This is a genomic window from Bradyrhizobium cenepequi, assembly GCF_020329485.1.
GTDB classification, from domain to species: domain Bacteria; phylum Pseudomonadota; class Alphaproteobacteria; order Rhizobiales; family Xanthobacteraceae; genus Bradyrhizobium; species Bradyrhizobium cenepequi.
Map to the genome: position 1 here is coordinate 16031 of NZ_JAGKJI010000008.1, position 23689 is coordinate 39719.

Genomic DNA, 23689 nt, shown 5'->3' on the forward strand with positions numbered 1-23689 from the left:
ATCGATGGCCCTTAACCCCCATTACGAGGATGAGCTGTCTTATTTACGCGAGCTCGGCCGCGACTTTGCCCAAGCCAATCCGAAGCTTGCGCCCTTTCTCGGGCGTGACGCCACTGATCCCGACGTGGAGCGGCTGTTGGAAGGCTTCGCCTTCCTTGTCGCGCGGCTGCGCCAGAAGCTCGACGATGAATTCCCAGAGTTCGTCCATGACGTGTTGCGGATGGTATGGCCGCAATATCTTCAAGCCCTGCCGCCGATCACGACGCTGGCCTTTGCCTTGAGGCCATCGGCGAGTGCCGCGAGCCTGAGCGTGCCGGCCGGCACGAGCGTCCGCTCGCGTCCGATTGAGGGAACCAATTGCGTGTTCGTCACCTGCTACCCAATTGACGTGCTGCCGCTGGAGATCAACGACGTCCAGCTCGAGAACCGGACGACTTCGGCTCGCCTGACCTTGGGTATCAAAGCGACCGGTCAACAAAACCTGTCATGCCTTCAGAATGGCCGGCTCCGCCTTTTCTTCTCGACGGAGCGAGAGCCGCAAGTGGGGCGCTGCCTATTGACCTGGTTGTGCCGTCACGTCACGCAGGCAACTGTTACCATAGCGGATCGACAGGTCGCCGCTATCGGTTCAGCACAGATCGCGCCAATCGGGTTTGGCGATGACGAGGCGGTTTTGCCCTGGCCACGCAATGGGTTCTCAGGATTCCGGATCATTCAGGAATATCTGAGTTATCCGTCGAAATTTCTCTACGTCGAACTGTCCGGTCTCGAGCCGGTCGGGGCCCACACGGAGACACAGTGCAGGCTCAGCCTCGAGTTTCAGCGTCCGTTCCCCGCGCAATTGCGCGTGGACAAGGGCCAGATTCGCTTGAACTGCACGCCAGCCATAAATGTCTTCAGCCACGAGGCGTCGCCGATCCGTCTGGAGCGGGCGAAGACCGAATACCGCGTCCTTGCCTCCGCAGGGCCGAACTTCAGCGTCCGTTCCGTCGATCGCGTGACCGGGCACGTGCAAGGGCGCCCCGAACGCATCGACGTTGAGCCATTCGAGCTGTTGCGCCACGATCTACCCGGCGCTGAGCGCAACCGCACTTACTTTCGCCAGCGTATCCGCCCCGCTGTGGTCGGCCGGGGCGTCGATCACTATGTAAGCTTCGTCGATCGGCTCGACATCAGCCAACATCCGCCGATCGAGGTCGCCTCCTTGCAACTGGCCTGTTCCAATGGACCTATCGCCGACCGGCTGCCCGTTGGTGCAGTCGATCTTCCGAGCTCCGACACGCCTCGTTCGGTCACCTTCTCCAACATCACCGCGGTCGTCGCAGAGGTGCCGCCACCGGTCAATGACGGCCTGTTGCGGAGACTAACGGCCAATCTGGCACGCAATTACGGTGGCGTCGGCAATGTTGACACGCTGCGCACCGTGTTGGCCAGCTACGATTTCCGTGCGGTTTACGACGTTCAGGCGCGCCGCCGCCTGGAGTTGTTGCTCGAAGGCCTCGACCAGTTCGTGACTACCGACACCGATCACGTGATGCGCGGTGCGCCGATCCGGATGCGCAACATCGAATTGGCCATAGTCGACAGCAAGATCGGCGGTGAGGGCGAATTGTTCCTGCTGGGCTCGGTGCTCGAAGCGTTTTTCGCAGCTTTCGCCGGCATCAACATGCTGCACCGGTTTTCGGTCCGCGGCACGGAAAGCAACGCGCATTATACATGGCCAACGAGAACCGGATCGATCACACCGTTCTGACCGCGCCTCATGATCTCAACGAGCTCGCAGCCTACGGCTTCTTCTCGCTCGCCGCACTCCTCGAACACCGCTTCAGCGACGCTCCTCCCATCGGATCCACTGACAATCCCGAGCGTGAGGCGGTTCGCTTTCGCGCCGCTTCGATGCTCGGCTTTCCGGCCGAGGAGATCGCGGACGTTAGACAGGTCAAGGCCGCCGGCGAACGGCTAGAGGTGTACGTCAATTTTTTGGGGCTGCACGGCCCCTCGTCGCCGCTGCCGCCCTTCTACACCGAACGCGTGATGCACGTCGACGGCACAGCAGCGCTCGCCGATTTTTTCGATTTTTTCAATCACCGTCTGATCAGCTTGCTGCTGCAGATTTGGCGGTACTATCGCCACCATTTGCGGTTCGCGGCGGGAGCAACCGACGCGATCTCGGTGCTCGTTGGTGCGCTCTTTGGGCTCATGCCGAGGGAAAGCACAGCCGACGAACGGGAATGGCGGGCGCGGCTGCTGCCTCATGCCGGTGTCCTTGCATTGTGCAGCCGGTCGGCGCGGCTCATGGCCAGCGTGATTGCCAGCCATCTGGATCTCCCGGCCCGGGTCGAGGAATTCATTTGGCGCGAGATCGACATTCCGCCGGAGGCGCAGTGGCGGCTAGGCCGGCCTGGTCTACAGCTTGGCGTTGATACCCTTGCTGGTGAAACCATGCCGGACGTGGTGGGCAAATTCCGCCTCTGCCTTGGGCCGCTCAACCAGCGGCAGTTTCGCTCGCTGCTGCCCGGCCGCGAGGCCCACGCCATCCTTTGCCGTCTTATCAATGTCATCTTGCGCGAACCGCTGGCCTGGGATCTCAAGCTAGAACTGGGCCCCGGGGAGACGCCGGAATGGGCTCTGGGCGAAGGAGAATTGGGCTGGACGACATTGATTGACCCGCCCAAGGGGACAGGGAGCTCAGTCCTATTGTGATTGCCATCGATGGTTCACGCGTCAGGTTCGATGGATTGAAGCCGCGAGTTGCTCGATCTAGCAGGCCTTCTTTGACGCGTTGAAGAGCGAACCCAAAAATGTCGGACCGCCGGCATCTAGTGGCCGAAGTGGCGGTTACCGGGCTCAGCAAGGATGAACAACACCGGCGGGATGAGGCGACACGACGTCATATCCGGATCAGACCGGTTGATGCTTGTCCGATGTCTGACAGCCGCACCACCTTCGTCACGTTCAGAACACCTGCCGTCATTTGACAAGCCGCAATTCTTCAAGCCCTCATCAGTAGTTTAAATAGCGAGATGACATTGGCACGACCGTTGCTAATGAGTTGCCAATGAGATGCGGCAACACTGAGTGAGGGCTGAGTACATGAAGACACGCAAGACGAGCGATGCTCCCTTGAACCCGTGTGCCTCGTTTCTGAGAGGGAAACCAAGCACGACCTCCACTGCACCTATAGAGCGCACGAAAAGACCTCCTCTTTCTTCCTGCACAACAGGCGGCGAGAGCCGGTCGATCGGCCTTCCAATATGGTGCGAAAAAGGCAGCAAGACTGGCGCCGCACGCAAGTCTCTTGCGAGGCTCGGATACTGACGCGTGCCGGTGAGCAAGGCTGAACAAGGTGTCGGATGCATGTCATACTTGGAGTCGTCGGAGCGAACGCTGAAGCCTTGGGCCGTAACGCACAAAAGGCGTTCGGACCGGAAGGTGGCGCCCTCGGGCGCGGAGCCAGCTGCCAGTGGCAGCTTCCAGATCCAACCAACACGCTGTCGGCCCGGCACGCGTTGATCGCATTCAACGGCATCGGCTTCACGATCACCGACACCAGCACCAATGGGGTCTACATCAACACCGTGGACACGCCGTTGGGACGCGGCAATGCGGCGCCGTTGACCGACGGAGATACATTATACATGGCGAGTTACATCATCTCAGTGATGATCGAGAACGATCCGGTCGAGAAACATCAGCGGCTCGGGTTGACGGGTTCGAACGCCGTGCCCGTCGGCCGTGTAGCGCCGGCCGAGTCGTCGCCTTCACTCGCCCAAGAGCTTCCCGATGCACTCATTAGGACTGCCGGACCGTTGGGCAGCGATACGAATCTTCAACTCGATCCGTTACGGGCGGTTGGGGGGCGCCAGTCGTCCTCCCATTCGCCTGCACAAGAAAGGCCGCAGGCCGTCGTTCCACCACAAACGCGCGATCCCCTGCTTGAAGACGAGACGCGCGGCAAAGACCTGGGCTCTGCCGAGCCAAATCTGCTAACAGGTTTTCCTCGAACGGCGCAATTGTCGAACGCGACCAAGGCGCAGGCGCCGTCCTCGCACGCGCTGCTCGGCAAAATGCCATCAACTCCGGTGCCCTCGGTGGAGCCCCCATTCGTCGAGCCATCGCATCGGCCGCCCTTGGCACTTAACGATGGCGGTGGTGGGCCGTCGAATGGCCATCCTGCACCGATCATTCCAGAGGACCTCGACCTCGACGATCTGTTGCCGGGTGCGGCCTTGCGCGGAGCGCCGCCTGCGCCACCGCAGCGAGCGAATCCGAGCCTCGGTGCGCCAAGCGCCGCGCTTCAGGTCGCGCGTAAGCCGCGCGCTCCCGCTCTGGCCAATGATTTCGGGCCATTGCGCGCACTCGGCGAATCGGCGCCGCCGCTTGGAGAGCGCGAGCTTAATCGGTTAGCGGTCCTGAAGCAGCAGGATGCGCAGCCGGTGGTCGGCACTCCGGAGCTTGACGATGCGGCACCCATCGCGGCCCCGCTTTCCCCCGCGGCCTCGCCGCTCAACCCAGACGAACTGCAGGAGTTCTGGAGCGCCCTCGGATTGGATCCGGACCTCGTGCCGCTGGCGCGGCGGCGGGACGTCTTCGCCGAACTCGGCCGCGCGCTGGCCGAAATGGCCCACGGCCTGCATTCGATACTCGCGGCGTGGGCTATGGCCAAGAAAGAGTTCCAGATCGAGCCGAGGCGGATACGCGCTGGCAACAACAATGTCTTCAAGTTCATGAAAAGCGGTCATGGCGCGCTGCGCGAGGCGCTCGAAAAGCATCACGGATTCCTGCCGCTTTCCCGGTCGGTGCGCGAAGGCTTCGACGACATCAAGGCGCATGAGGTCGCGGCCATAGCAGCGATGCGCAATGCAGTCAGCAATGTGCTAACGCACATGAGCCCGCAGCGAATCGAGAGCGACGGCGCCAATAGCGGGCTTTTCGGCGCCCACATCAGAAAGGCCAAGTTGTGGGACCGGTTTGTCGAATTGCACGCATCGATGGTCAATGACATCGATCAGACCGCGCGCAGCTATATCGCGGAAGAGTTTGCCCGAAGCTACGAGTCGCAGCTCTCGGTGCTCGGCCAGGCTGAAAAGAAGACGAAGTGATGGTTCCACCGAACACGCGTCAGCGGTTGTCCGTGGTTAGCGGCGCGCTGCTAGTGGCTACCGCAGCGGTCAGTTGCGCGACTGATAAGAGCTCGAAAACGACGCCAATCAAATTCGTGATCCAGGCCGATCAGCTCGTCAATCCAAACGCGCGCGGCGAACCGTCGCCGGTTGTCGTTCGTATCTATGAGCTGAAGTCGACGACCAATTTCGTCCAGGCGCAGTTCTTCGAGCTGTTCGACGATGACGCCAAGCGTCTCGGCGCTGATCTGGTCGCTAAACGCGAGATCGAGCTGCAGCCTGGCGCGAAAGTCGATTTCGAGCGCAACGCGCCGGTCGAGACCAAAAATATCGGCGTGATCGCCGGTTTCCGCGGCGGCGATGATGCGCAATGGCGCTCGACTGCCAAAATCAAGCCCGACCGCGACAACACGATCATGGTGAAACTTACGGCGCAGGCGATCAGCATTGAGGAAGAGGCCAGCCGAAACTGGTGGAAGGTCTTCTGATCACGCCTGCTGCGGTCGTGGCGGGCCGCCAGGCGGTTGGTCTTTCTAAGAATAGAAAAAAGGCGACTGAAGCGGTGTCTGTGACAAGCAAACCGATCTGGTCGGAAGGCATGTTGGTGCGGCCGCACCACTTGCAGCAATACGATCGCTGGATCGAGCAACTGCTCGAGAACCGCCTCGTCGGTCTGGTCGGCCACGGCTGGGGCGTTCGAAAAATTGCCTTTGATCGCGACCTCCTGGCGCTCGGACAAGTCGCCCTTACCGAACTCGAGGCCATTATGCCTGACGGTACCGCGCTGCGCTTGCCGGAGCATGCCCGCCTTCCGGCCGGACGAAGCCCTCCGGCGGCGGCGAGGAGCCTATTGGTCAAGATTGCCGTGGGTATACGCCGGCACACCGGCAGCAATTTCTCTTCCGGGGATGCACCTACGCGCCGCCACGGTGAGGAGGTCTTGCAGGTCCGGAATGCGACCGCGCCGGAGAAGCTTCCCGTCGATATTAATGTTGCGGCGCTGCAAACATATGTCCTATTCGACGGCGAAGCGCAGAGCGATCTGATCACGCTGCCTATTGGCCGCATCCGGGACATCGATTCGTCCGGCGCGATCACGTTGTCCGACACCTACCTCCCGCCGGCCATCGACATCCACGCGATCCAGCCGCTGATCGCACTGCTGAACGAGGTCAGATCGCTGTTGCGGACGCGCGCTGACGCGCTTGCTGCGCGCGCCGATCCGTCGCGCTCGACGCCAGATGGCGCGGGACTGATCGATCTTGTCACGTTGTCCATCGTGAACGGCGCCGAAGCCGTTTTCGACCATTTCGCAGCGACACGCGGGCATCATCCTGAAACTCTCTTCCGCGCGCTGCTTGGCCTCGCAGGACGGCTGTCGAGCTTTGCCGGCGATCGCCGCAAACCGGAAGATATGCCCGCCTATCGGCATGAGGATCTCGAGAACAGCTTCACGCCGCTCGCAGGTGTTCTGCGCAGGCTGTTGTCCGTTGTCGTGCAGAGCGCTGCAATATCGCTCCCGTTGCAGGATCGCGGTTACGGCATCCTCATCGCCATCATCGTCGATCGCACCTTGTTCCAGGACTGTCGCTTCGTTCTCGCCGCTGTGGCGAGCGTACCGACCGAGACGTTGCGCAACCAGCTTCCGTCGCAAATGAAAATAGGTTCGGTCGAGCAGATACGCGATCTCGTCAATCTTCAGCTCCCGGGGGTTCCCATTCGCGCGCTGCCCGTTGTGCCACGCGAGATGCCCTACATCCAGAATGCCGTCTATTTCGAGCTGGACAGGTCGGTGGAGCTGTGGCGCACCCTGCCGCGCTCGGCGGCCTTTGCGTTCCACGTCAGCGGTGACTACTCGGATCTGCATCTCGAATTCTGGGCCATCCGAGCCAAACGTGCGTGACGAAGGCTGAAACACATGGATGAGCCGACAGTCATTGCACGCAGACCAATCGGTCCGGCCCGACGCGGGCAACCTTCCGGTGGCGTTTCGCCGATGGCCGCCGCCACAGTCCCTTCCGCGCCATCGCCAGCATCTCAACCCGGCGAAGTTCGGGCGGCCCATGATGCCGAAATGGTCGCGCAAAATCTCTTTGAGCCAAAGGCTGCGGACGACGTGTTAGTTGCGGCCGCGGCACCGCTCTTTTTGGTCGTCGCGCAGCTTCGAGTCGTCGAGAACGCCGATATAGGCGCGCTGCGCCGCGGAATTGGCGAGCAAATCCGCCGCTTCGAGGAACGCGCCGTCAAAAATCAGGCGCGTAGCGGCGATGTGAGCGTCGCCCGTTACGTGATGTGCGCGCTGCTCGACGAGGCGGTGATGACCACGCCATGGGGCAGCGACAGCGCCTGGAGCGACAACAGCCTGCTCAACCAGTTCCATAACGAGACCTGGGGCGGCGAGAAGGTCTTCCAGATACTTGAGCGCGTCGAGGGCGAGCCGGCCAAATATCTCGGGCTGCTTAAGCTCATTGATCTCTGCTTGCTGATGGGCTTCCAAGGAAAATATCGCGTGGTGGAAGGCGGCCGCGAGCGGCTTGAAGACCTGCGTTCAAACGTGGGCCGCCTCTTGCGGGAATATACAGGCGCGCCGCCTGCGGAGCTATCGAGCCAATGGCGCGGCATCAGCGCGCGCGCCGGCGTGCGTAGCTACATGCCGTTGTGGATTGTCTTCCTGGCTGCCGCCCTTGTGGTGATCATCGGCTACAGCTTCATGCGGTGGCGCCTCTCGGCCGAATTACAGACCGTCGAGCAGTTGCTCGATTTGATCGGCCACTGAGAGGCGCAAGAGGAGGCGCAGGTGTTCAGAGCTCAATTCGCGGCGCTCTTCTCGGTTAGAGGCATCATCACGCTTGCCGGCTTGGTGGCGATCAGCGTGCTCATTTGGTTCGGCGGCCCTTATCTCGACCTGTTCGGTCGCCATCCGCTCGATTCGGTGACCGTTCGCGCGCTCATAATCGCAGGCCTCGTTTTTTTGGTCGTGCTCGTCGCCCTTGTCCGCTATTGGCTGGCGCGCCGCGCCAATCGGCGCGCCATCAAGTCGCTGATGGAAGGCGAGGGCCTCATCGCGCCCATCAACGATCGCAGCCACGAAGAGCTCGAACTGATCCGTAGGCGCTTCGAGGACGCCCTGAAGGTCCTGCGCGATACGGTGTTCGCCGGCAAGCGCGGACCGAGCTATCTCTTTGAGCTACCCTGGTACGTCATCATTGGCCCGCCCGGCGCCGGCAAGACAACGATCTTGCGCAACTGCGGCCTGGAGTTTCCACTGACCGAGCGGCTTGGCATCGACCCGGTCGCGGGCTTCGGCGGCACACGAAACTGTGACTGGTGGTTCACCGAAGAAGCAGTCTTGATCGACACGGCAAGCCGTTACACCACGCAGGATACGGATCCCGAGGTCGATCGTGCGGCTTGGCTCGGCTTTCTTGATCTTCTCGCGACACATCGGCGCCGGCGGCCGATCAACGGTATCTTAGTTGCGATCAGCCTGTCCGATCTCTTGCTGTCCGACGAGAACGGGCAGCGGCGGCACGTCGAGTCAATTCGTTCGCGGATACAGGAGCTGCTGACGACCTTCGGCATGCGCATTCCAGTCTATGTTTTGGTGACAAAATGCGATCTGGTGTCCGGCTTCGCTGAGTATTTCGACAATCTCGACAACGAAGACCGTGCCCAGGTTTGGGGCAAGACCTTTCCCCTTGGGGGAACTGGTGAGCGCGTCGACGACGTCGTGATCCTTCAGATGCAGGAGCTTGCCGAGCAGCTTGAGGCAAAACTGCCTCTGCGCATGCATGACGAACGCAATCTCAGCCGTCGTGCTGTCATGTATGCGTTCCCGAAAGAATTCTGGGGCATCCGGACCGCAATCGCCGGCTTCGTTAGCGAGGTCTTCCGATCGAGCCGCTTCGAAGTGCTACCGATGCTGCGCGGCGTCTACTTTACCAGCTGCACCCAGGAGGGAACACCGATCGACCGGATGGTCCGTGCGATCAGCGGGAATTTCGGTCTGCAGCCGGCCCCACGCATATCCTCAACCGGGACGGGGAAGGCGTTCTTCATCAAGAGGTTGCTGACCGACGTGATCTTCGCCGAGCAAGGACTGGTCGGCCGCAATTTCAAACTCGAACGCAAGCTCGCGCTGGTGCACGGCTCCGGCTATGTTGCAGCAATTGTGCTGGCGGTGGTCGCATTGACGCTGTGGTACGGCGCTTTCGCCCGCAGCGAGGCGCGCATCGCTGAAACCAGGATGGCCGCGCAGATAACGTATGCGCGCCTGCAGGACATACGCGGACCGCTGGACCTGAAGACGGTCTTGCCGACCCTCAATGCCGCGCGCCAGCTGCATCTGGCGACCGGCGAGGACGGCTGGCTTGCGTGGCTTGATGGCGTCGGCATGTCGGCGACCCCGGCGCTCGCGCCGGCTGCGCAACATGCCTACGACCACATTCTGCTCGATCGGCTGCTGCCGGTTTTCGCGAACAGCCTCACCGTCCGCATCGATATGCTGCTGGGTACCGGCAATGACACTTTGCTGGACAAGGTCAGGGACGCGTTCCGCACGTATTTGATGCTGAGCGATCCCGGGCATTTCGACCGCGGCAAAGTCGAGCAGTCCGCGCGCGATGAAGTCGCGCTCGCGTTTGCGCTCGATCCGACCTCAGCGGGCGAACTAAACCAGCATTTTAAGCGCCTCATCGAGTTGCTGCCGAAGCCCATCAATGTCGACCAGCAATTTGTCATGGCGGTGCGGGCGCAGCTGACCAAGCGCTCCCCCGTCGAGCAGGTCTACGCGCGTCTCTTACTTGAAGGCGAGCAGAACACGCGGCTGCGGCCGATCAACCTGGTCAGCCTGCTGGGCTCCGGCCAGCTTGAGATCGCGCAGATGCGCACCTCTGCGATTGCCTTCCCCGCAATTGGTCAGCAGGAGCGCGCTTATGCAGATGATGCCGCGATGATCCCGGGCATCTTCACGCGTGAGGGGTTCCTTAATTTCGTGCTGCCGCGCCTGCCGCTCATCGTCCGAGAAGAGCAAAGCGCCGACTGGGCGCTCGCCGGTAGCCGGTTGGACGGGGCGGATACGCAGCAGGTCACCCTCAAGGTCATGGATCGGTATGTTGCCGACTATATCCGCATTTGGACAAATGCCCTGCGCAGCATCCGCGTCGTCAAGTTCGATGATATGCAGCGCGGCTCAGCGATCCTGCGCGGGCTGGCCGGCTCGCAAAGCACGCTGCAGCAGATCATTTCCTTGGTGCACGACAATACTAACCTGCCGTCGCCCGGAGAGGACCTTGCTGCAAAGGCCCGCGGTGCCCTCGCCAGGGTCGGCGGTCCCCCGGCCATTTTGCCGCCGGAGTTCGGCGACACGCCTTGGCCGGGAAGCCGGATCACTGAAGCGTTCCGCCCTCTGGCTCAACTGGCCATAGCCGGGGGGGCGGGACAGTTGGCAGGCATGGATCACATCCGCGATCTATTCGGCGGCCTCTATGCAGCGATGGCCAACATCGCGACCGCGCCGGATCCAGCCGAGGCCGCCTTTCAGCTCGTTCAGCGGCGCGTCAAGGACCCGAAGAACGATGCCTTCGGCGCCTTGCGCGCCGACTCGGCGCTGCGGCCGCAGCCGCTCCGCACCATCATGAACGACATCGCGCTCGCGGCATGGCGCGCCTTGCTCAAACAGGCGCACGACTATGTGGATGCGGTCTGGGCGCGCGAAGTGGTTCCGGTCTGCCAGGCTGCCATTTTCCAACGCTATCCATTGTTCGCATCGGCGACCGAGGATGTGACTCTCAAGGACTTCGGCGACTTCTTCCGTCCAGGCGGCGTCGTCGACGATTTCTTTCAAAGATACTTGTCGCCGCTGGTCGTCGAGCGCCGCGCCGGCCTTGCGCCGGCGACCATCGATGGCGCGGCGGCGCCCATCCGAGCGGATGCGCTGGCTCAATTTCAGCGCGCGCGGGAAATTCGCAAGGCGTTCTTCAACGGCTCGGGCTCGGCACCGGCCGTCAAGTTCAGCATCAAGCCGGTCTTTCTCGACCCCAACCTGCTGCGTGCGACGTTTGCTATGGACGGCAAGGAAATCATCTATCGTCACGAGGCGCCGCGTGCCTACGACCTCGAATGGCCGACTCGAACCGATGCAAGCACGACCTCCGTCACCCTCATCGCCGGGGATGGAACCGAGGAGAGGGTCGAACGCTCAGGCCCATGGGCACTGTTCCGGCTCGTCGATACATCGCGGCTTGCCTCGCGTGGCACTTCCGATCGTTTCACCATCACCATCGGCAAGCCTGACAAGCCCAACGTAACCTACGAACTGCGCGCGGCAAGTGTGAACAATCCGTTCAGCCTGAGTGTCCTTCGTTCGTTCCGATGTCCGGATAACCTATGACAGCAGCCGTCAAAGTTCTTTCCGTTATTTCCGAACCGATGGTGACGAATGCCGCCGTCGTCATGTCGAGGCGGCAGTGCTTTTCCGTAAATGACGCCCTATGGCAACAGGTCGCTTCGTGGCTGGGCAATGTCATCATCGGATCAACCCTGGCCGCGATCATCATGAACGAGCATTCCGCCGTGTGGCTTTTTAGCAGCTGCGCGAGCGTCTATCCGCGGCGGCAGGGTGAACTCTATCGGCTCACCAAAAAACACACGCTTGAGGCCGAGGAAGATATCGATGAGGCCGACGGCATCCTGACTCGGGCGGTCGATTCGGCCAAGACGCTGGTGCTAAAACCGCAGGTGAGGGCGATCAAGCCCAGCAACACGTCCCTGGCGTGCAGCGACAGCATCAAGAAGGTGATGTCGCATCAGGAGCCGAATGGATTTCTGACCGAGCCTCTTGAGGGCCTAGCTGCGGGGGTGTTGGCTCGCGGCCTCGCAAAGGGAGCAACCGATGATGTCAGTGCGATTGTCTTCCACTTGGATGGTGCCGGACCGTGAGCGCGTCTTCAAAATGTTCGGTCGTACCCTTGGGATACGTGCTCGGCGGCCGTTTCGACCTAGTGGAAGTGATCGGCGAGGGCGGCATCAGCACCGTCTATCGTGCGATAGATCGGATCGGCCACTTCGCGCGCGAAGGTGATCCCGAAGTGGCAGTGAAGGTCATCCGACAACGTCCGAGCTTGCGCCAGGAAGTCGTCGAGCTGCTGCACCGCCAGGCACGCCTTTTGCGTGACCTGGTACACCGGAATTTGGTGCGCACATATGACTCCGATTACGACGGAAAGTACCACTACCTTGTCATGGAGCTTCTAAAGGGCCGCTCGCTCGCGCAGATCCTAGCCGATCGTCAGGGCCGGCCGCTGTCAGCCGATGTGTCCTTTCGTGTGATCCGCGCGGCAGGGCAGGGACTCGCCCACATGCACCGCCTCGGCATCGTCCATGGTGATCTCAAACCGGCAAACATCTTCATGACGTCGACAGGTGAAGTCAAAATTCTGGACTTTGGGACGGTGCTGATGCTCGACGTTTCGTCGCTGCGCGACAAGGCCGTGCTCGATCAAATCGGCCTGCTGACGCCGGCTTATGCTTCGCCAGAGATGCTGATGGGCGAACCCCCGGGAGAAACCGACGACGTCTATTCTCTCGCGGTGGTAGCCTATCTCGCCTTGACCGGCACGCACCCATATGCGCCGCGGCAGGCCGACGAGGCGCTCAAGGAGAATCTGACACCGGCGCCGCCGCCGACCATTTCGCCGGCGCAATGGCGGGTGATCGCTTCAGGGCTTGCCCTCAACCGCCGCGACCGCATCCAGACGGTCGGTGAGTTCGTCCAGCGTCTCGGCCGCCCGCCCTGGTTTTACCGGTTGTGCGGCCAGCGCTAGCCATGCGGCCGTCGTAAAACGATCAAGGAGGTACCATATCGTGACCAACAACTGCAATCTCAGCCTTAACCTTGACATTCTCAGCAAACCCGACGTCAAGCTCGACGTGCAAGGGTTCGAGGGCACAGAGTGCATTTCCCTGCCGTTCAGCTATCTCGTTTACGCCACGACATCGAGCGATGCCGACATCGGCTCCTTGATCGGAGAGCGTGCCAAGCTGACGGTCATGACCGCATCCGGACAATGGATGACCTCGGGCCTCTGTGCCCAGGTCGAGGAAATGGATCCCGTAACTGAACTCCGCGTGCTCCAGTTCGTTCTGCGCCCGCGCTTTGCCGTCACCGAGCTCTCCATCGCGAGCCGCATTTATGGTCCCGGCGAACCAGTGGGCGTCGATGCCATCCTCAAGCAGGAGCTGAATAAGGCGACCATCAGCATTCCTACCGAATACAATCTCGAGAGCTATCCGAAGCGAAATTATGTCGCGCGATACAATGAAAGCGATTTTACTTTCATTTCCCGCCTTTGCGAGCGGAACGGAATTTTCTATTTCTTCAAGCAGGAAGACAGCGGTGAGACTATCGTCTTCGGCGACAAGAATCTGGCCTTCCCAAAGGTCAAGTTCGGCGCCAACTCGGCGATCCGCTATTCGCACCAACGCGACCGCAACATGCCGCGGCGCCTCGACGAAAGCGCCGTTCTGTCATTCCGGCAGCGGCGGGTTCTCTCGACAAAGACGATCACACTGCGCGATTACAACGAAACGGTGCCTTCCGTCATATCCGTCGATAAAGAGGTCGGCCAAGGCAGCGGTTTTTTGGGCAAGACCGAACGGTTCGGCGGGCATTTTGCTAACGAAGCAGAAGCAACCACGCTGGCCAAGATCCGTGCCGAGCAGATCGGCGCCAGCCAGACGATGTCCATCGCCCACAGCGACGCGCCAGAGCTGCGCGCCGGCGTCATTTTCGCTCTGCAGGGCCATCCACGGTTCGATGGCGAATATCTCGTCGTCGCCGCCGATCACTCGGCTTACCGGCCGGCTCCGACCGGATTCCACGCGTTGCCACACAACGGGCGGGCCTACTACAACATGGTCCACTGCATCCGCTCGGACGTGCCTTACCGTCCGGTCGTTATGACGCCTGTCCCGCTCGGCGTTGGCCTCCACACCGCCAAGGTCGATGGGGAAGCGTGGAACGAGCGGGCCGAGATCGACGAGCACGGCCGCTACAAGCTGCAGTTTACGTTCGCCGACGAAGCGGCGCCGAAAGGACGTGGCAGCGACTACGTGAGGAAGCTCGAAGCCTATGTGGGCCCGAGTGAAACCGGGCTTCATTTTCCCCTGGTCGCTGGAACTGAAGTTCTGGTTGGCTACATGAACGGTGATATTGACCGGCCGGTGGTGGTGGGCGCGGTGCACAATCCCGATATGAAGGGAGTGGTGACTTCCGAGACGCACTTATTCAATCGCATCAAGTCGCAATCTGGCGCCTTGATCGAGATCTACGACGGGCCTGCGTGATTTCTTCACTTCGTGACGCTTTATGACTCTCTGGCAACCTGCGACCCACGAAATCGACCCGTTATTGGAAGCGGTCGCCAACGCGGCGCGCGCGACCATCCTGCCGACAGCGTCGATCAACGCACCGCCGCCGTCAGGCGATGGCATTTGCTCGAACCGGCTTCGCGACGGACGACAATTGCGCCTGCAGCTATCCGCACAATGTCTGGAGCAACGACAACGCGGCCCTTGCACGGTCGTTGTCTATGCGGTGCAGGGCAATGCCGTTGTCGACAACCGCATGGGTTACCAGGTGACGGGGCGGGCTGTGCTCGACCTTGCCACCCGTGCGTTTCTTGATGTCGAGTGTCGACTGGAGTCAGTCGGTACTGTCCCGCTGTGACGGCTCGCCATCACAATTGCGCAGATGACCTTGCTTGACGGTGTCGGAGCGCGACAATCTGCGCAGCGCTATTTGACCGTCATATCCCCAAGACCCGGAATATCAATGCTCCCCGCGCGCACGACCCTTGGCACGGATGTTGCGAGTCTGTCGTGCCGGTTTGTGCCGGCGTATGCCAGACGATGGAGACAAAAGTGTCACTTGAAGCCTACATGACAATCAAGGGGAAGAAGCAGGGCGACATCTCCAAAGATGCGTCCAAGCCAGACAGCATCGGGCAGGTCGCCAAGAGCGACTCCGGCAACCAGTCGAAGATCACCGTCGTCGCGTTCACCAGCGGCATCATCGTTCCGCGCGATATGACGAGCGGCGTCGCCACCGGTGCGCGCAATCATCAGCCGGTCGTCATCACCAAGTTCTTCGATCGCGCCTCGCCGCTGCTCTGGCAGGCGCTGGCCACCAACGAGGTGCTCGAAGAGGTGGTGTGCGAGTTCTACCGCGCCGATCCAGGTGGCATGCCGCAGCCGCAAAACTTCTTCAAAACGACCTGGAAGAACGCGACCTTGATCGAAGGGAAGTCTTATGTGCCACTGACGATCAACCCGCAGAACAACTTCTTCCAGAACATGGAAGACTGGTCGTTCACCTACAAGGAAGTGAAATGGGAACACGTTCCTGGCAGCACCAGCGGCGAAGACAAGTGGTGACAACGTCGTGACTTCGCCCTGTCCCCGTTTGTGCGGAGGCGGGGATGCATTCCAGCTCGCAGCTACACAACAGATCGTGGCACTGCTCCCTCGGTGGCTGCCCCGATCTCAAGCAATTGCTCGGGCGACTTACTGCCTATGGTCTCAGCCTCCAGGCGGCTACAGGCTTATGCGTTTCGCGCGGCAATTTCGTGGGTTTCGATCTCGTCATGCAGTATGGATTGCAGGGCTGTGCGGGCGATTTCATCAAAGTCGACGAGCATGCGTCGTTGGTCCACGGTCTTCGATTGCATCACCCTCGAGATGGCTAAAGATCAAGTGAATTCCTGACCACCTCAAGGAGGATGGGGTGGATAGGCTGCAGCGACAATCTTGAAGGTATAGGAGTGGCATCATCTCCCATGACCAAAAAAATCCGCAGCGCGTTCAGCGGGCCTTTGCGCATTCTTTGGTTGCAATCGCAGGAGTCCGGTTCGCTAGCCAGCGTTCACGCCGAAGGAGCGGGCCGTCTAGGTGTTCAGTCCCCGTTCGGCATCTGACATAGCCGAGCGCGGCCTTAAGGCCTAGCCGCCTCATTGCCTGTTGGCCAAGCGTGCCGGCTATCGACCTTTGTCGGCAGTGCAATCTTGGGCAGCAAGCGCAGCGCCCAACAGACCAACCGTCACTCACGACTTCAGCGAACGCGACGCACGACTGTCATGTGCAATACGGCCCTGCTCGAGCGCTTCCCAACCTGGGGCGGCAGCGTGCCGGGAAGTGCGTCCAAGCCAGCACACGCACGTCTATCGGGGGTGACACCGTGCCCGCGAGACTACCTCCCATATCCCGATGCGAAAAGGCCGTCCGTTTGAGCCCTTCGCCGTAACCTCATCGAACGCCAACGTCCGCGACTTGTATGCGGCGATCATGTCCTTTGGCCCATTTGCTGTCCGCACTGCCACCACATCGGTGTAGGGCAACGTCATTGTCTCGAGTCCACCAAACAATGGCTCGGTTGACCCAATGCCTCTGGTGCAGGTTGAGGGTGACCCCAGACCAAGCGACCTGGTCCTTGACCGGTTTCTGACAGTGTCGCAACGCTTGTCTGGTTCGAGACACCGGTCGGCGTCTGCCGCGTGCGATCTGTTCTAAGCCAAACTCATTCGGACGCCGCTGGCACGGCCCTTGCTGCGAAGTGCAGCAAGATTGAGTGGGGGCTGCGTGCATTCTCTTGACGAGAAAGTTATTGGCTACTTCCAAGCCAGGGCAGTTCCTGAGCTCCAGGCCTTGGTAGAGCCGCTGAGAAGATTTTGCGCCTGGCTTCGCAACACTCGAAGGCGGCCACTGGCCGGTCGGTTTCTTGAAGAGGAGGAACTGAATAGGGATTTGCAGGCCTATGCGACAGAGCAGCCGAATGAGCGGGACTTGGTTGGAGTTGCAATCGGACAGCTCCGGGCACTCGCTGTGAGAACGGGGAACCAGGCCGCTCCCTTCGACATAGACGAAGCGCTTATCTCGCAGTTTCAAGACGGAGCCGAAGCAACTTTTGGTAGAACGCCCGGTAGAAAGCAAAGCTATGGCCGGGGGCTAGCGGACGCCCTGAGGAGGTTTAGTGCCTGGCTTGGCGACAATGGTAACCGACCAATGGCCGGTCGATTTCGCGCATTGGATGCGGATTGTGAGGCCTATCGCAATGCGGCGCCGCGGTCCGCGGGGTACGTCAGACCAGCATTGACACACTTACAGGGGCTCGGTGAAGGACACCCGGTGACTCACAGAGCGGTCGCCGCCCGCGCCGGGCTTGCTGAAGACACCCGGCTTGTTGAGAGCTTCGCGAAGAAATTGCGTGACCTCGTCAACAGGCACGCAGAACTTCTTTTCAAATTCATTCGGTGGCTCCATCAAATGGACAAGGCCCCCATGGACGGCCGAGTGCACGACGAAACGCTGGACAGGGATGCTCATGAATATGCTCGTATTGAGCCTGACATCATTCAGGCAGTGGAAAGCCTTCGGCGGGCGTTCCCCTCGCGTGAGGAAGCGGGGCCGTCAGCCGGAGCCGGCGCGCCGCCGCTGGTGCAGACGGCTGAAATCGTGCCGCCAAGGCCAACACTGTCTTTATTCCCTGAAGCACCGTCGTCTGCGAGGGCTGAACCGTACTCGATCTACGGCGCTCCTGCAGCGCCCATACAGCACGGTGGGGCTTTGAGCCAGGGCGCTCCGCCGGTGGTGCAGATCGGTGAAATCGTGCCGCCGAGGCCAACACTGTCTTTGTTCCCCGAAGTACCGTCGTCAGCGAGAGCTGAGCCGGACGCGTTCTTCGGTGGTCTTGCAGCGCCCACACGGTCCAGCGGGGCGCCCGCGCATAATCTCGGCCTATCGCTCTCAGGCGATAGCTCCCAACCTCGCATGTCAGCGCCTGATCTCAGCCCTTGGCTCGCCTTGGGCTTCGAGCACAGCGTCCGATCGGTTCCGGCCTCCGTGATGGACGCACTGGTCAGAGACGGCAGCCAGCCGGGGAGCTCGCAGCCGGTACGTGTGTACGCCCACGGTCGGCCCTATGCACCGGAGTGGCAGGCAACGAGGGATGTTACCCCAACCAATCCGCTAGGCGCTACCATTGCTCTTAGCCATCCAGTTGCCACGGAGCCCTACTGGTCAGCAAGCACACGCGTCGCAGCCTCACTGGCGTCTGCGCAGGGGGCATCGTCGTCTGCCAGGGCTCGGCTGTCGTCCGGGCCATCACCGTCCCCCGAGCGAGGGTACGAAGCCCGCCCCCCGTTGGCCGGGCCCGGGGAGGAGGAGGAGCTGCCGGATTTCGGAAATATGGTCGGCAACATCTGGACCCACAGCGACTGGGACGATGGCAACAAAGAGGTTCCGCCGCGCCTGGAGGACGCACTACGTGAACGACAGCGCCTGCCGAGCGCGCGCGGCCAGGAAATTACGATTTTCAAAATCCACAGTCACCTCTACACGGCCGAGTTGAGAAATGGTCGCTCTTATCTCACGCATCACACTAGTGACTGAATCGGCGACCATGGCCGACCGCATGAAGGAGCACGGTGGATGGGCTGCCAGCGAGACCTTGAGCGATCGGATCACACATATGGACCCCAAACCATATTGGCCAAGTGTTTGACGAAGTGTCTTCCTGCAACAGTCCCGCAGGAACGCGAGAGGGGCATCATCTCCCGTGACCGAAAAATTCAGGGCACGTTCAGTAGGGATTTGCTACCTGGGTTCAAGCTGGGACCCGGGTTGCGCAGTTGTCCCGGCAGTTTGCATCGTTTCCCGACAACTGGGCCGAGCTCCGCGCCAAGGCGCTGGCTTTCTTCCGCTATTCGGCGACGGACGACGAGCGAGACGTTCGGGTCGACAGCGACGGTGGACGAACTGGTCGAGAGCGGCCTTATTCGTTTCGATCCGATCGTCTACGAGGACTTCCTTCCGGTCAGCGCTGCCGGCATCTTCCAATCCAATCTTGGGACCGAGGAGCAGAAAAACTACGCTGAGCGTTCCAATCGCGCTGCGTTCGAGGCAGCCCTTGGCGCTGCCGTTCACGACGAGCTGGCGCTTTATGCGCAAACCTCGCGAGCCTCGCTCGACCATGCGCTGAAGCAGCCCGGCTCTTCCCGATTTCGGCTCCGGGCGACGGTCTGACGAGGAATAAGGATTGACGAAAGCACCACTTTAGTCCGATCAAGGGCCGTCGCGCGCGAATAATTGCGAACGACATTCAAATCAACCCATCTTCGGAAAACCACCATGTCCGCCACATCCGCTTCGAACGTCCACGCTCACAACACCGATCTTGCGGTCGAAGCCGACAAGCTCCTCACCGCGCTCGGCGTCAGCCGCACCAGCTACACGGACGGCATGCTTGCCGTTCAAACGCCGATCACCGGAAAGACCATCGGGCGGGTCGAGGAAATCAGCGTTGGCGACGCGACGGCCGTGATTGAAAGGGCCCACGCGGCATTTCTTGAATGGAGATTGGTGCCTGCGCCGAAGCGCGGCGAATTCGTGCGGCTCCTCGGCGAAGAGCTGCGCGTCAACAAGGAAGCGCTGGGCAGGCTCGTTTCGATCGAAGGCGGCAAGATCACGTCCGAAGGCCTCGGTGAGGTCCAGGAGATGATCGACATCTGTGACTTCGCCGTCGGATTGTCGCGTCAGCTCTATGGTCTGACGATCGCAACCGAGCGCGGCGAACATCGGATGATGGAAAGCTGGCATCCGCTCGGCGTCACCGGCATCATCTCCGCGTTCAATTTCCCCGTGGCGGTGTGGGGCATGGAACGCGGCTCTGGCGCTGGTTTGCGGCAATAGCATCGTCTGGAAGCCATCCGAGAAAACGCCGCTCACCGCGCTTGCGACCCAGGCGTTGTTTGACCGCGCGCTGGCGCGCTTCAAGCAGGAAGGTGGCATTGCACCGGAAGGGCTCGCAGCCGTATTGTTCGGCGGTCGCGATATCGGCGAAGCACTTGTTGACCACACGAAAGTCCCGCTGGTCTCGGCCACTGGCTCGACAGCGATGGGCGATGCGGTCGGCCCGCGGCTCGCCAAGCGGTTCGCGCGCGCGATCCTCGAACTCGGCGGCAACAATGCGGCGATCGTCACAGCGACAGCCGACCTCGATCTGACACTGCGCGGTGTCGCTTTCGCCGCGATGGGGACCGCCGGCCAGCGCTGCACGACACTGCGCCGCCTCTTTGTCCACGAGAGCGTCTATGATGGCTTTGTGCCGCGGCTGAAGCGCGCCTACGCATCGGTGACGGTCGGCAACCCCCTTGTTGGCGGCACGCTGGTTGGACCGTTGATCGATGGCGCGGCTTATCGCGCGATGCAAAGTGCCCTCGAGGCCGCAAAGGCTGCGGGAGGCCAGGTTCACGGCGGTGATCGCCTTGCCATCGAAGGGGCCGCTGACGCCTATTATGTCCGTCCGGCCCTCGTCGAGATGATGGCACAGACCGGACCGGTCGAGCACGAGACCTTCGCGCCGATCCTCTACGTGATCAAATACAGCGATTTCGATTCCGTGCTCGACCTGCACAACGCCGTTCGGCAGGGGCTCTCGTCTGCGATCTTCACCAATGATTTGCGTGAAGCCGAGACATTCCTGTCGGCGCGCGGCTCCGGTTGCGGAATTGCCAACGTCAATATCGGCCCGTCCGGCGCCGAGATCGGCGGGGCATTTGGCGGCGAAAAGCAAACCGGCGGCGGACGCGAGTCCGGATCCGACACGTGGAAGGCCTATATGCGTCGCGCGACGAACACCATCAACTATGGCCGCACGCTCCCGCTCGCCCAGGGCGTCAAATTCGACGTGGTGTAAGAGAGGACCAGGCGTGAACACTCCTGTGCAAGTGGGCTCTTCGCTGTTTCGGCCGTCGAGCCGTCTTTCGGCGATCGGCGTCTCGGAGATCCTGAAGATCACCGGCCTTGCCACCGAGCTGAAGCGCCAGGGCAGGGGCGTGATCGTGCTTGGCACTGGCGAGCCCGATTTCGACACGCCCGATCACGTCAAGGACGCGGCGGCGCGCGCCATGCGGTCCGGCGCGACCAAGTATACGGCGCTCGACGGCACACCGGAGCTGAAGGTGGCGATCCGGGCGAAATTCAAGCGCGACAACGGCCTCGACTTCGCCCAGGACGAGATCACCGTTGCGGCCGGCGCGAAGCAAGTTCTGTTCAACGCCATGATGGCGACGCTCGACGCCGGCGACGAGGTCATCATTCCGACGCCCTACTGGGTTACCTATGCCGATATTGTCCTGATCGCAGGCGGCAAGCCGGTGCTGATTCCCTGCCAGGACGCCAACGGCTTTCGTCTGAGCGCGGACGATCTTGCGCGGGCGATCACGCCGCGGACCCGTTGGGTGGTGCTGAACTCGCCATCCAATCCGTCCGGTGCGGCTTATTCGGAGGCCGCTTACCGGCCCATCCGGGACGTGCTGATCGCGCACCCGCATGTCTGGCTGATGGTGGACGATATCTACGAGCATATCGTCTACGACAATTTCCGTTTCGCAACGCCGGCTGCAATCGAGCCATCGCTGCAGGATCGCATCCTGACCGTCAACGGTGTCTCCAAGGCCTACGCCATGACGGGCTGGCGGATCGGTTATGCCGGCGGACCGAGCGCGCTCATTCGCGCCATGGCCGTCGTCCAGAGCCAATCGACATCGTGTCCGTCGTCGGTCAGCCAGGCCGCCGCCATCGCGGCGCTCAATGGCCCGATGGATATCGTGAAGGAGCGATGCCGCTCCTTTCAGGCGCGGCGCGATCTCGTCGTGGCGGCGCTGAACAATATCGACGGCATTAGCTGTCGCGTGGCGGAGGGAGCCTTCTACACCTTCGCCAGCTGTGCGGGACTGATCGGCCGCACCACACCCGACGGCCAGCGCATCAAGAGCGACACCGATTTCGCCGAATATCTTCTGCGCAGTGCTGACGTTGCCGTCGTGCCGGGCTCGGCATTTGGGCTTGCGCCGTACTTCCGGATATCCTACGCCACGTCGGCCCTTGAACTTGAGGAGGCCTGTCGACGCATTGCCGACGCCACGGGCCGGTTGCAGCCGAGGGAGTTTACCTGATGCAGGGCGATCCGACATCGCACGGACTCTGGGAGCTGACGGCTCCGCCTGCGCCTCAGATCGGTCCTCTGACCGGCGAGGTGGACGTCGATGTCGTCGTCATCGGTAGCGGATGTACCGGGCTTTCGTCCGCTCTCCATCTCGCAGAAGGAGGGGCGCGCGTCACCGTGCTGGAGGCGTCTGAAATCGGCTTCGGTGGCTCGGGACGTAATGTCGGCCTCGTGAACGCCGGCATGTGGGTGATGCCGGACACGCTTGCGGCGACGCTGGGACCAACCTTTGGGGAGCGCCTGATCGAGCTGCTCGGCCATGGGCCGCAACGGGTGTTCGATCTGATCGAGAAGCACGGCATTGAATGCGAGCCGGAGCGCACGGGCACGCTGCATTGTGCGGTCGGGCGCAAGGGACTGGAAGAGATCGAGGCGCGTGCCGGACAATGGCGGCGGCGTGGTGCCCCGGTCGAGGTTCTCGATGCCGAGGAGACGCGCCGGAAGATTGGCGGTGGCGACTACGCCGGTGCGCTGCTGGATAAACGCGCTGGCACAATTCAGCCGCTGGCCTATGTTCGTGGTTTGGCACGTGCCGCGCTCGCTGCGGGCGTGAAGATATTCACCCAGAGTGCTGTTCTCACCGCCAGCGACGGTGGTTCGCGCTGGAAGGTCGATACGGTAGCGGGATCGGTGCGCGCAGATTGGGTGATTGTTGCCACCGATGCCTACGCGCGAGGACCGTGGTCGCAGGTCCGGCAGGAGCAGATCCAACTGCCTTACTTCAACTTTGCGACCCAACCTCTGTCGGACAATTTGAGAGCACCGATCCTGCCCGAACGCCAGGGAGCCTGGGATACGAAGCAGGTGCTCAGTTCATTGCGCTTCGACCGTGCAGGTCGGCTCGTTTATGGCAGCGTCGGTGCTCTTGAGGGGAGCGGTGCAGCAGTGCACAGGGCGTGGGCGATCCGCTCGCTGGGCAAGCTGTTTCCTCAGCTCGCCGACATCGAATTCGAGGCCGGTTGGTTCGGGATGATCGGTCTGACCTCGGACAATCTACCCCGCTTTCACAAGCTGGACCGCAACGTGTTTGGGTTCAGTGGATACAACGGCCGCGGAATTGCGCCAGGCACGGTGTTCGGCGGCCTGCTCGCGTCCTATGTGCTCGGGCACGTTGCGGACAAAGATCTCCCGCTTCCGCTCGCGGTGGTCGAGGAGCCGCGCTTCCGCGCCGCGCGGGAGTCGCTCTATCGCACCGGGTCGCAGCTCGTTCATTTGACCGAAGCCCGGCTCTGATCCGTCGGCCGTCGTAGTCAGCGAGCTCCACGCAACGCGCGTGCGTCGTTCCCGCGGGCTTCCTTGCTCTCGTCAGATCACGATGATGTCTCATGGCCGGCCTCCGGACCGGGAAAAGTTCTGTGCCGCTCCTGCGCGCGCCGCCGTCGAGATCGCGCGGGTCGGGGCGGAGAAACGGCCTTCAAGTCGAACAAAGAAACCGACAGGGAGGGCTAACCCGGCGGCCATATCCATGGCATGAAACCTGCCGGTGTAGCCGTCCACGGCTTCCGGC

Annotated in this window: 16 protein-coding genes and 2 pseudogenes; 17 read left to right on the plus strand and 1 reads right to left on the minus strand. The window is 61.6% G+C overall.

What is annotated here, in order from left to right:
• Positions 1 to 4 precede the first annotated feature (4 nt).
• From tssF to J6497_RS11890, 12 genes are all read left to right on the plus strand, one after another.
• Entirely contained in the window at positions 5 to 1753 is a 1749-nt protein-coding gene (gene tssF / locus J6497_RS11835) for a type VI secretion system baseplate subunit TssF (protein WP_225704451.1), read from the plus strand.
• Positions 1717 to 2703: a type VI secretion system baseplate subunit TssG gene (tssG, locus tag J6497_RS11840; RefSeq protein WP_225704452.1), complete on the plus strand. Its 987-nt coding sequence runs from the start codon at positions 1717 to 1719 to the stop codon at positions 2701 to 2703. The genes tssF and tssG overlap by 37 nt, the downstream gene beginning before the upstream one ends.
• Positions 2704 to 3353: 650 nt before the next feature.
• Entirely contained in the window at positions 3354 to 5102 is a 1749-nt protein-coding gene (gene tagH / locus J6497_RS11845; RefSeq protein ID WP_225704453.1) for a type VI secretion system-associated FHA domain protein TagH, read from the plus strand.
• Positions 5102 to 5611 carry a type VI secretion system lipoprotein TssJ gene (gene tssJ, locus J6497_RS11850; protein ID WP_225704454.1) on the plus strand — a complete coding sequence of 170 codons (510 nt, stop codon included), beginning with the start codon at positions 5102 to 5104 and terminating at the stop codon, positions 5609 to 5611. The genes tagH and tssJ overlap by 1 nt, the downstream gene beginning before the upstream one ends.
• Positions 5612 to 5685: 74 nt before the next feature.
• A complete protein-coding gene (gene tssK, locus J6497_RS11855; protein ID WP_225704455.1) occupies positions 5686 to 7026 on the plus strand; it encodes a type VI secretion system baseplate subunit TssK in 1341 nt (446 codons plus the stop codon).
• Between the two features lie 93 nt (positions 7027 to 7119).
• Entirely contained in the window at positions 7120 to 7899 is a 780-nt protein-coding gene (gene icmH, locus J6497_RS11860; protein WP_225704456.1) for a type IVB secretion system protein IcmH/DotU, read from the plus strand.
• Between the two features lie 96 nt (positions 7900 to 7995).
• On the plus strand, positions 7996 to 11514 hold the full coding sequence (gene tssM, locus J6497_RS11865; protein WP_312010282.1) for a type VI secretion system membrane subunit TssM: 3519 nt from the start codon (positions 7996 to 7998) through the stop codon (positions 11512 to 11514).
• Positions 11511 to 12062: a hypothetical protein gene (locus tag J6497_RS11870; protein ID WP_225704457.1), complete on the plus strand. Its 552-nt coding sequence runs from the start codon at positions 11511 to 11513 to the stop codon at positions 12060 to 12062. Before tssM ends, J6497_RS11870 begins: the two co-directional genes overlap by 4 nt.
• 38 nt (positions 12063 to 12100) lie before the next feature.
• Positions 12101 to 12946 (plus strand): serine/threonine-protein kinase, encoded by an 846-nt coding sequence (locus tag J6497_RS11875; RefSeq protein ID WP_225704570.1) that lies wholly within the window; start codon positions 12101 to 12103, stop codon positions 12944 to 12946.
• Positions 12885 to 14468, plus strand: a complete 1584-nt coding sequence (locus J6497_RS11880) for a type VI secretion system Vgr family protein (RefSeq protein ID WP_225704458.1) — start codon at positions 12885 to 12887, stop codon at positions 14466 to 14468. The genes J6497_RS11875 and J6497_RS11880 overlap by 62 nt, the downstream gene beginning before the upstream one ends.
• 22 nt (positions 14469 to 14490) lie before the next feature.
• Positions 14491 to 14850 carry a hypothetical protein gene (locus tag J6497_RS11885; protein WP_225704459.1) on the plus strand — a complete coding sequence of 120 codons (360 nt, stop codon included), beginning with the start codon at positions 14491 to 14493 and terminating at the stop codon, positions 14848 to 14850.
• 194 nt (positions 14851 to 15044) lie between these two features.
• Positions 15045 to 15557, plus strand: coding sequence for an Hcp family type VI secretion system effector (locus J6497_RS11890; RefSeq protein WP_225704460.1), 513 nt, complete (start codon positions 15045 to 15047; stop codon positions 15555 to 15557).
• Positions 15558 to 17276: 1719 nt separating this feature from the next.
• On the opposite strand, the gene J6497_RS11895 is transcribed toward J6497_RS11890, so the two are convergent.
• Positions 17277 to 17501, minus strand: coding sequence for a hypothetical protein (locus J6497_RS11895; protein ID WP_225704461.1), 225 nt, complete (start codon positions 17499 to 17501; stop codon positions 17277 to 17279).
• Positions 17502 to 18362: 861 nt separating this feature from the next.
• Here J6497_RS11895 and J6497_RS11900 point away from each other — a divergent pair.
• From J6497_RS11900 to J6497_RS11920, 5 genes and pseudogenes are all read left to right on the plus strand, one after another.
• Positions 18363 to 18566, plus strand: a complete 204-nt coding sequence (locus J6497_RS11900; RefSeq protein ID WP_225704462.1) for a hypothetical protein — start codon at positions 18363 to 18365, stop codon at positions 18564 to 18566.
• A gap of 239 nt (positions 18567 to 18805) precedes the next feature.
• Positions 18806 to 19199, plus strand: a pseudogene (locus J6497_RS11905) (2-oxoadipate dioxygenase/decarboxylase family protein).
• A gap of 105 nt (positions 19200 to 19304) precedes the next feature.
• Positions 19305 to 20871, plus strand: a pseudogene (amaB, locus tag J6497_RS11910) (L-piperidine-6-carboxylate dehydrogenase).
• A gap of 13 nt (positions 20872 to 20884) precedes the next feature.
• On the plus strand, positions 20885 to 22132 hold the full coding sequence (locus J6497_RS11915) for a pyridoxal phosphate-dependent aminotransferase (RefSeq protein ID WP_225704464.1): 1248 nt from the start codon (positions 20885 to 20887) through the stop codon (positions 22130 to 22132).
• Complete coding sequence (locus tag J6497_RS11920; RefSeq protein ID WP_225704465.1) at positions 22132 to 23415, plus strand: NAD(P)/FAD-dependent oxidoreductase; 1284 nt, start codon at positions 22132 to 22134, stop codon at positions 23413 to 23415. Before J6497_RS11915 ends, J6497_RS11920 begins: the two co-directional genes overlap by 1 nt.
• Positions 23416 to 23689 lie beyond the last annotated feature (274 nt).

Excerpts from the sequence above, each read along its gene's own strand:
- tssF (WP_225704451.1), top strand. The coding sequence starts at position 5 with ATGGCCCTTAACCCCCATTACGAGGATGAGCTGTCTTATTTACGCGAG.
- tssG (WP_225704452.1), top strand. The coding sequence starts at position 1,717 with ATGGCCAACGAGAACCGGATCGATCACACCGTTCTGACCGCGCCTCAT.
- tagH (WP_225704453.1), top strand. The coding sequence starts at position 3,354 with ATGCATGTCATACTTGGAGTCGTCGGAGCGAACGCTGAAGCCTTGGGC.
- tssJ (WP_225704454.1), top strand. The coding sequence starts at position 5,102 with ATGGTTCCACCGAACACGCGTCAGCGGTTGTCCGTGGTTAGCGGCGCG.
- icmH (WP_225704456.1), top strand. The coding sequence starts at position 7,120 with ATGGCCGCCGCCACAGTCCCTTCCGCGCCATCGCCAGCATCTCAACCC.
- J6497_RS11870 (WP_225704457.1), top strand. The coding sequence starts at position 11,511 with ATGACAGCAGCCGTCAAAGTTCTTTCCGTTATTTCCGAACCGATGGTG.
- J6497_RS11885 (WP_225704459.1), top strand. The coding sequence starts at position 14,491 with ATGACTCTCTGGCAACCTGCGACCCACGAAATCGACCCGTTATTGGAA.
- J6497_RS11895 (WP_225704461.1), bottom strand. The coding sequence starts at position 17,501 with ATGAGCATCCCTGTCCAGCGTTTCGTCGTGCACTCGGCCGTCCATGGG.
- J6497_RS11900 (WP_225704462.1), top strand. The coding sequence starts at position 18,363 with ATGGTCGGCAACATCTGGACCCACAGCGACTGGGACGATGGCAACAAA.
- J6497_RS11920 (WP_225704465.1), top strand. The coding sequence starts at position 22,132 with ATGCAGGGCGATCCGACATCGCACGGACTCTGGGAGCTGACGGCTCCG.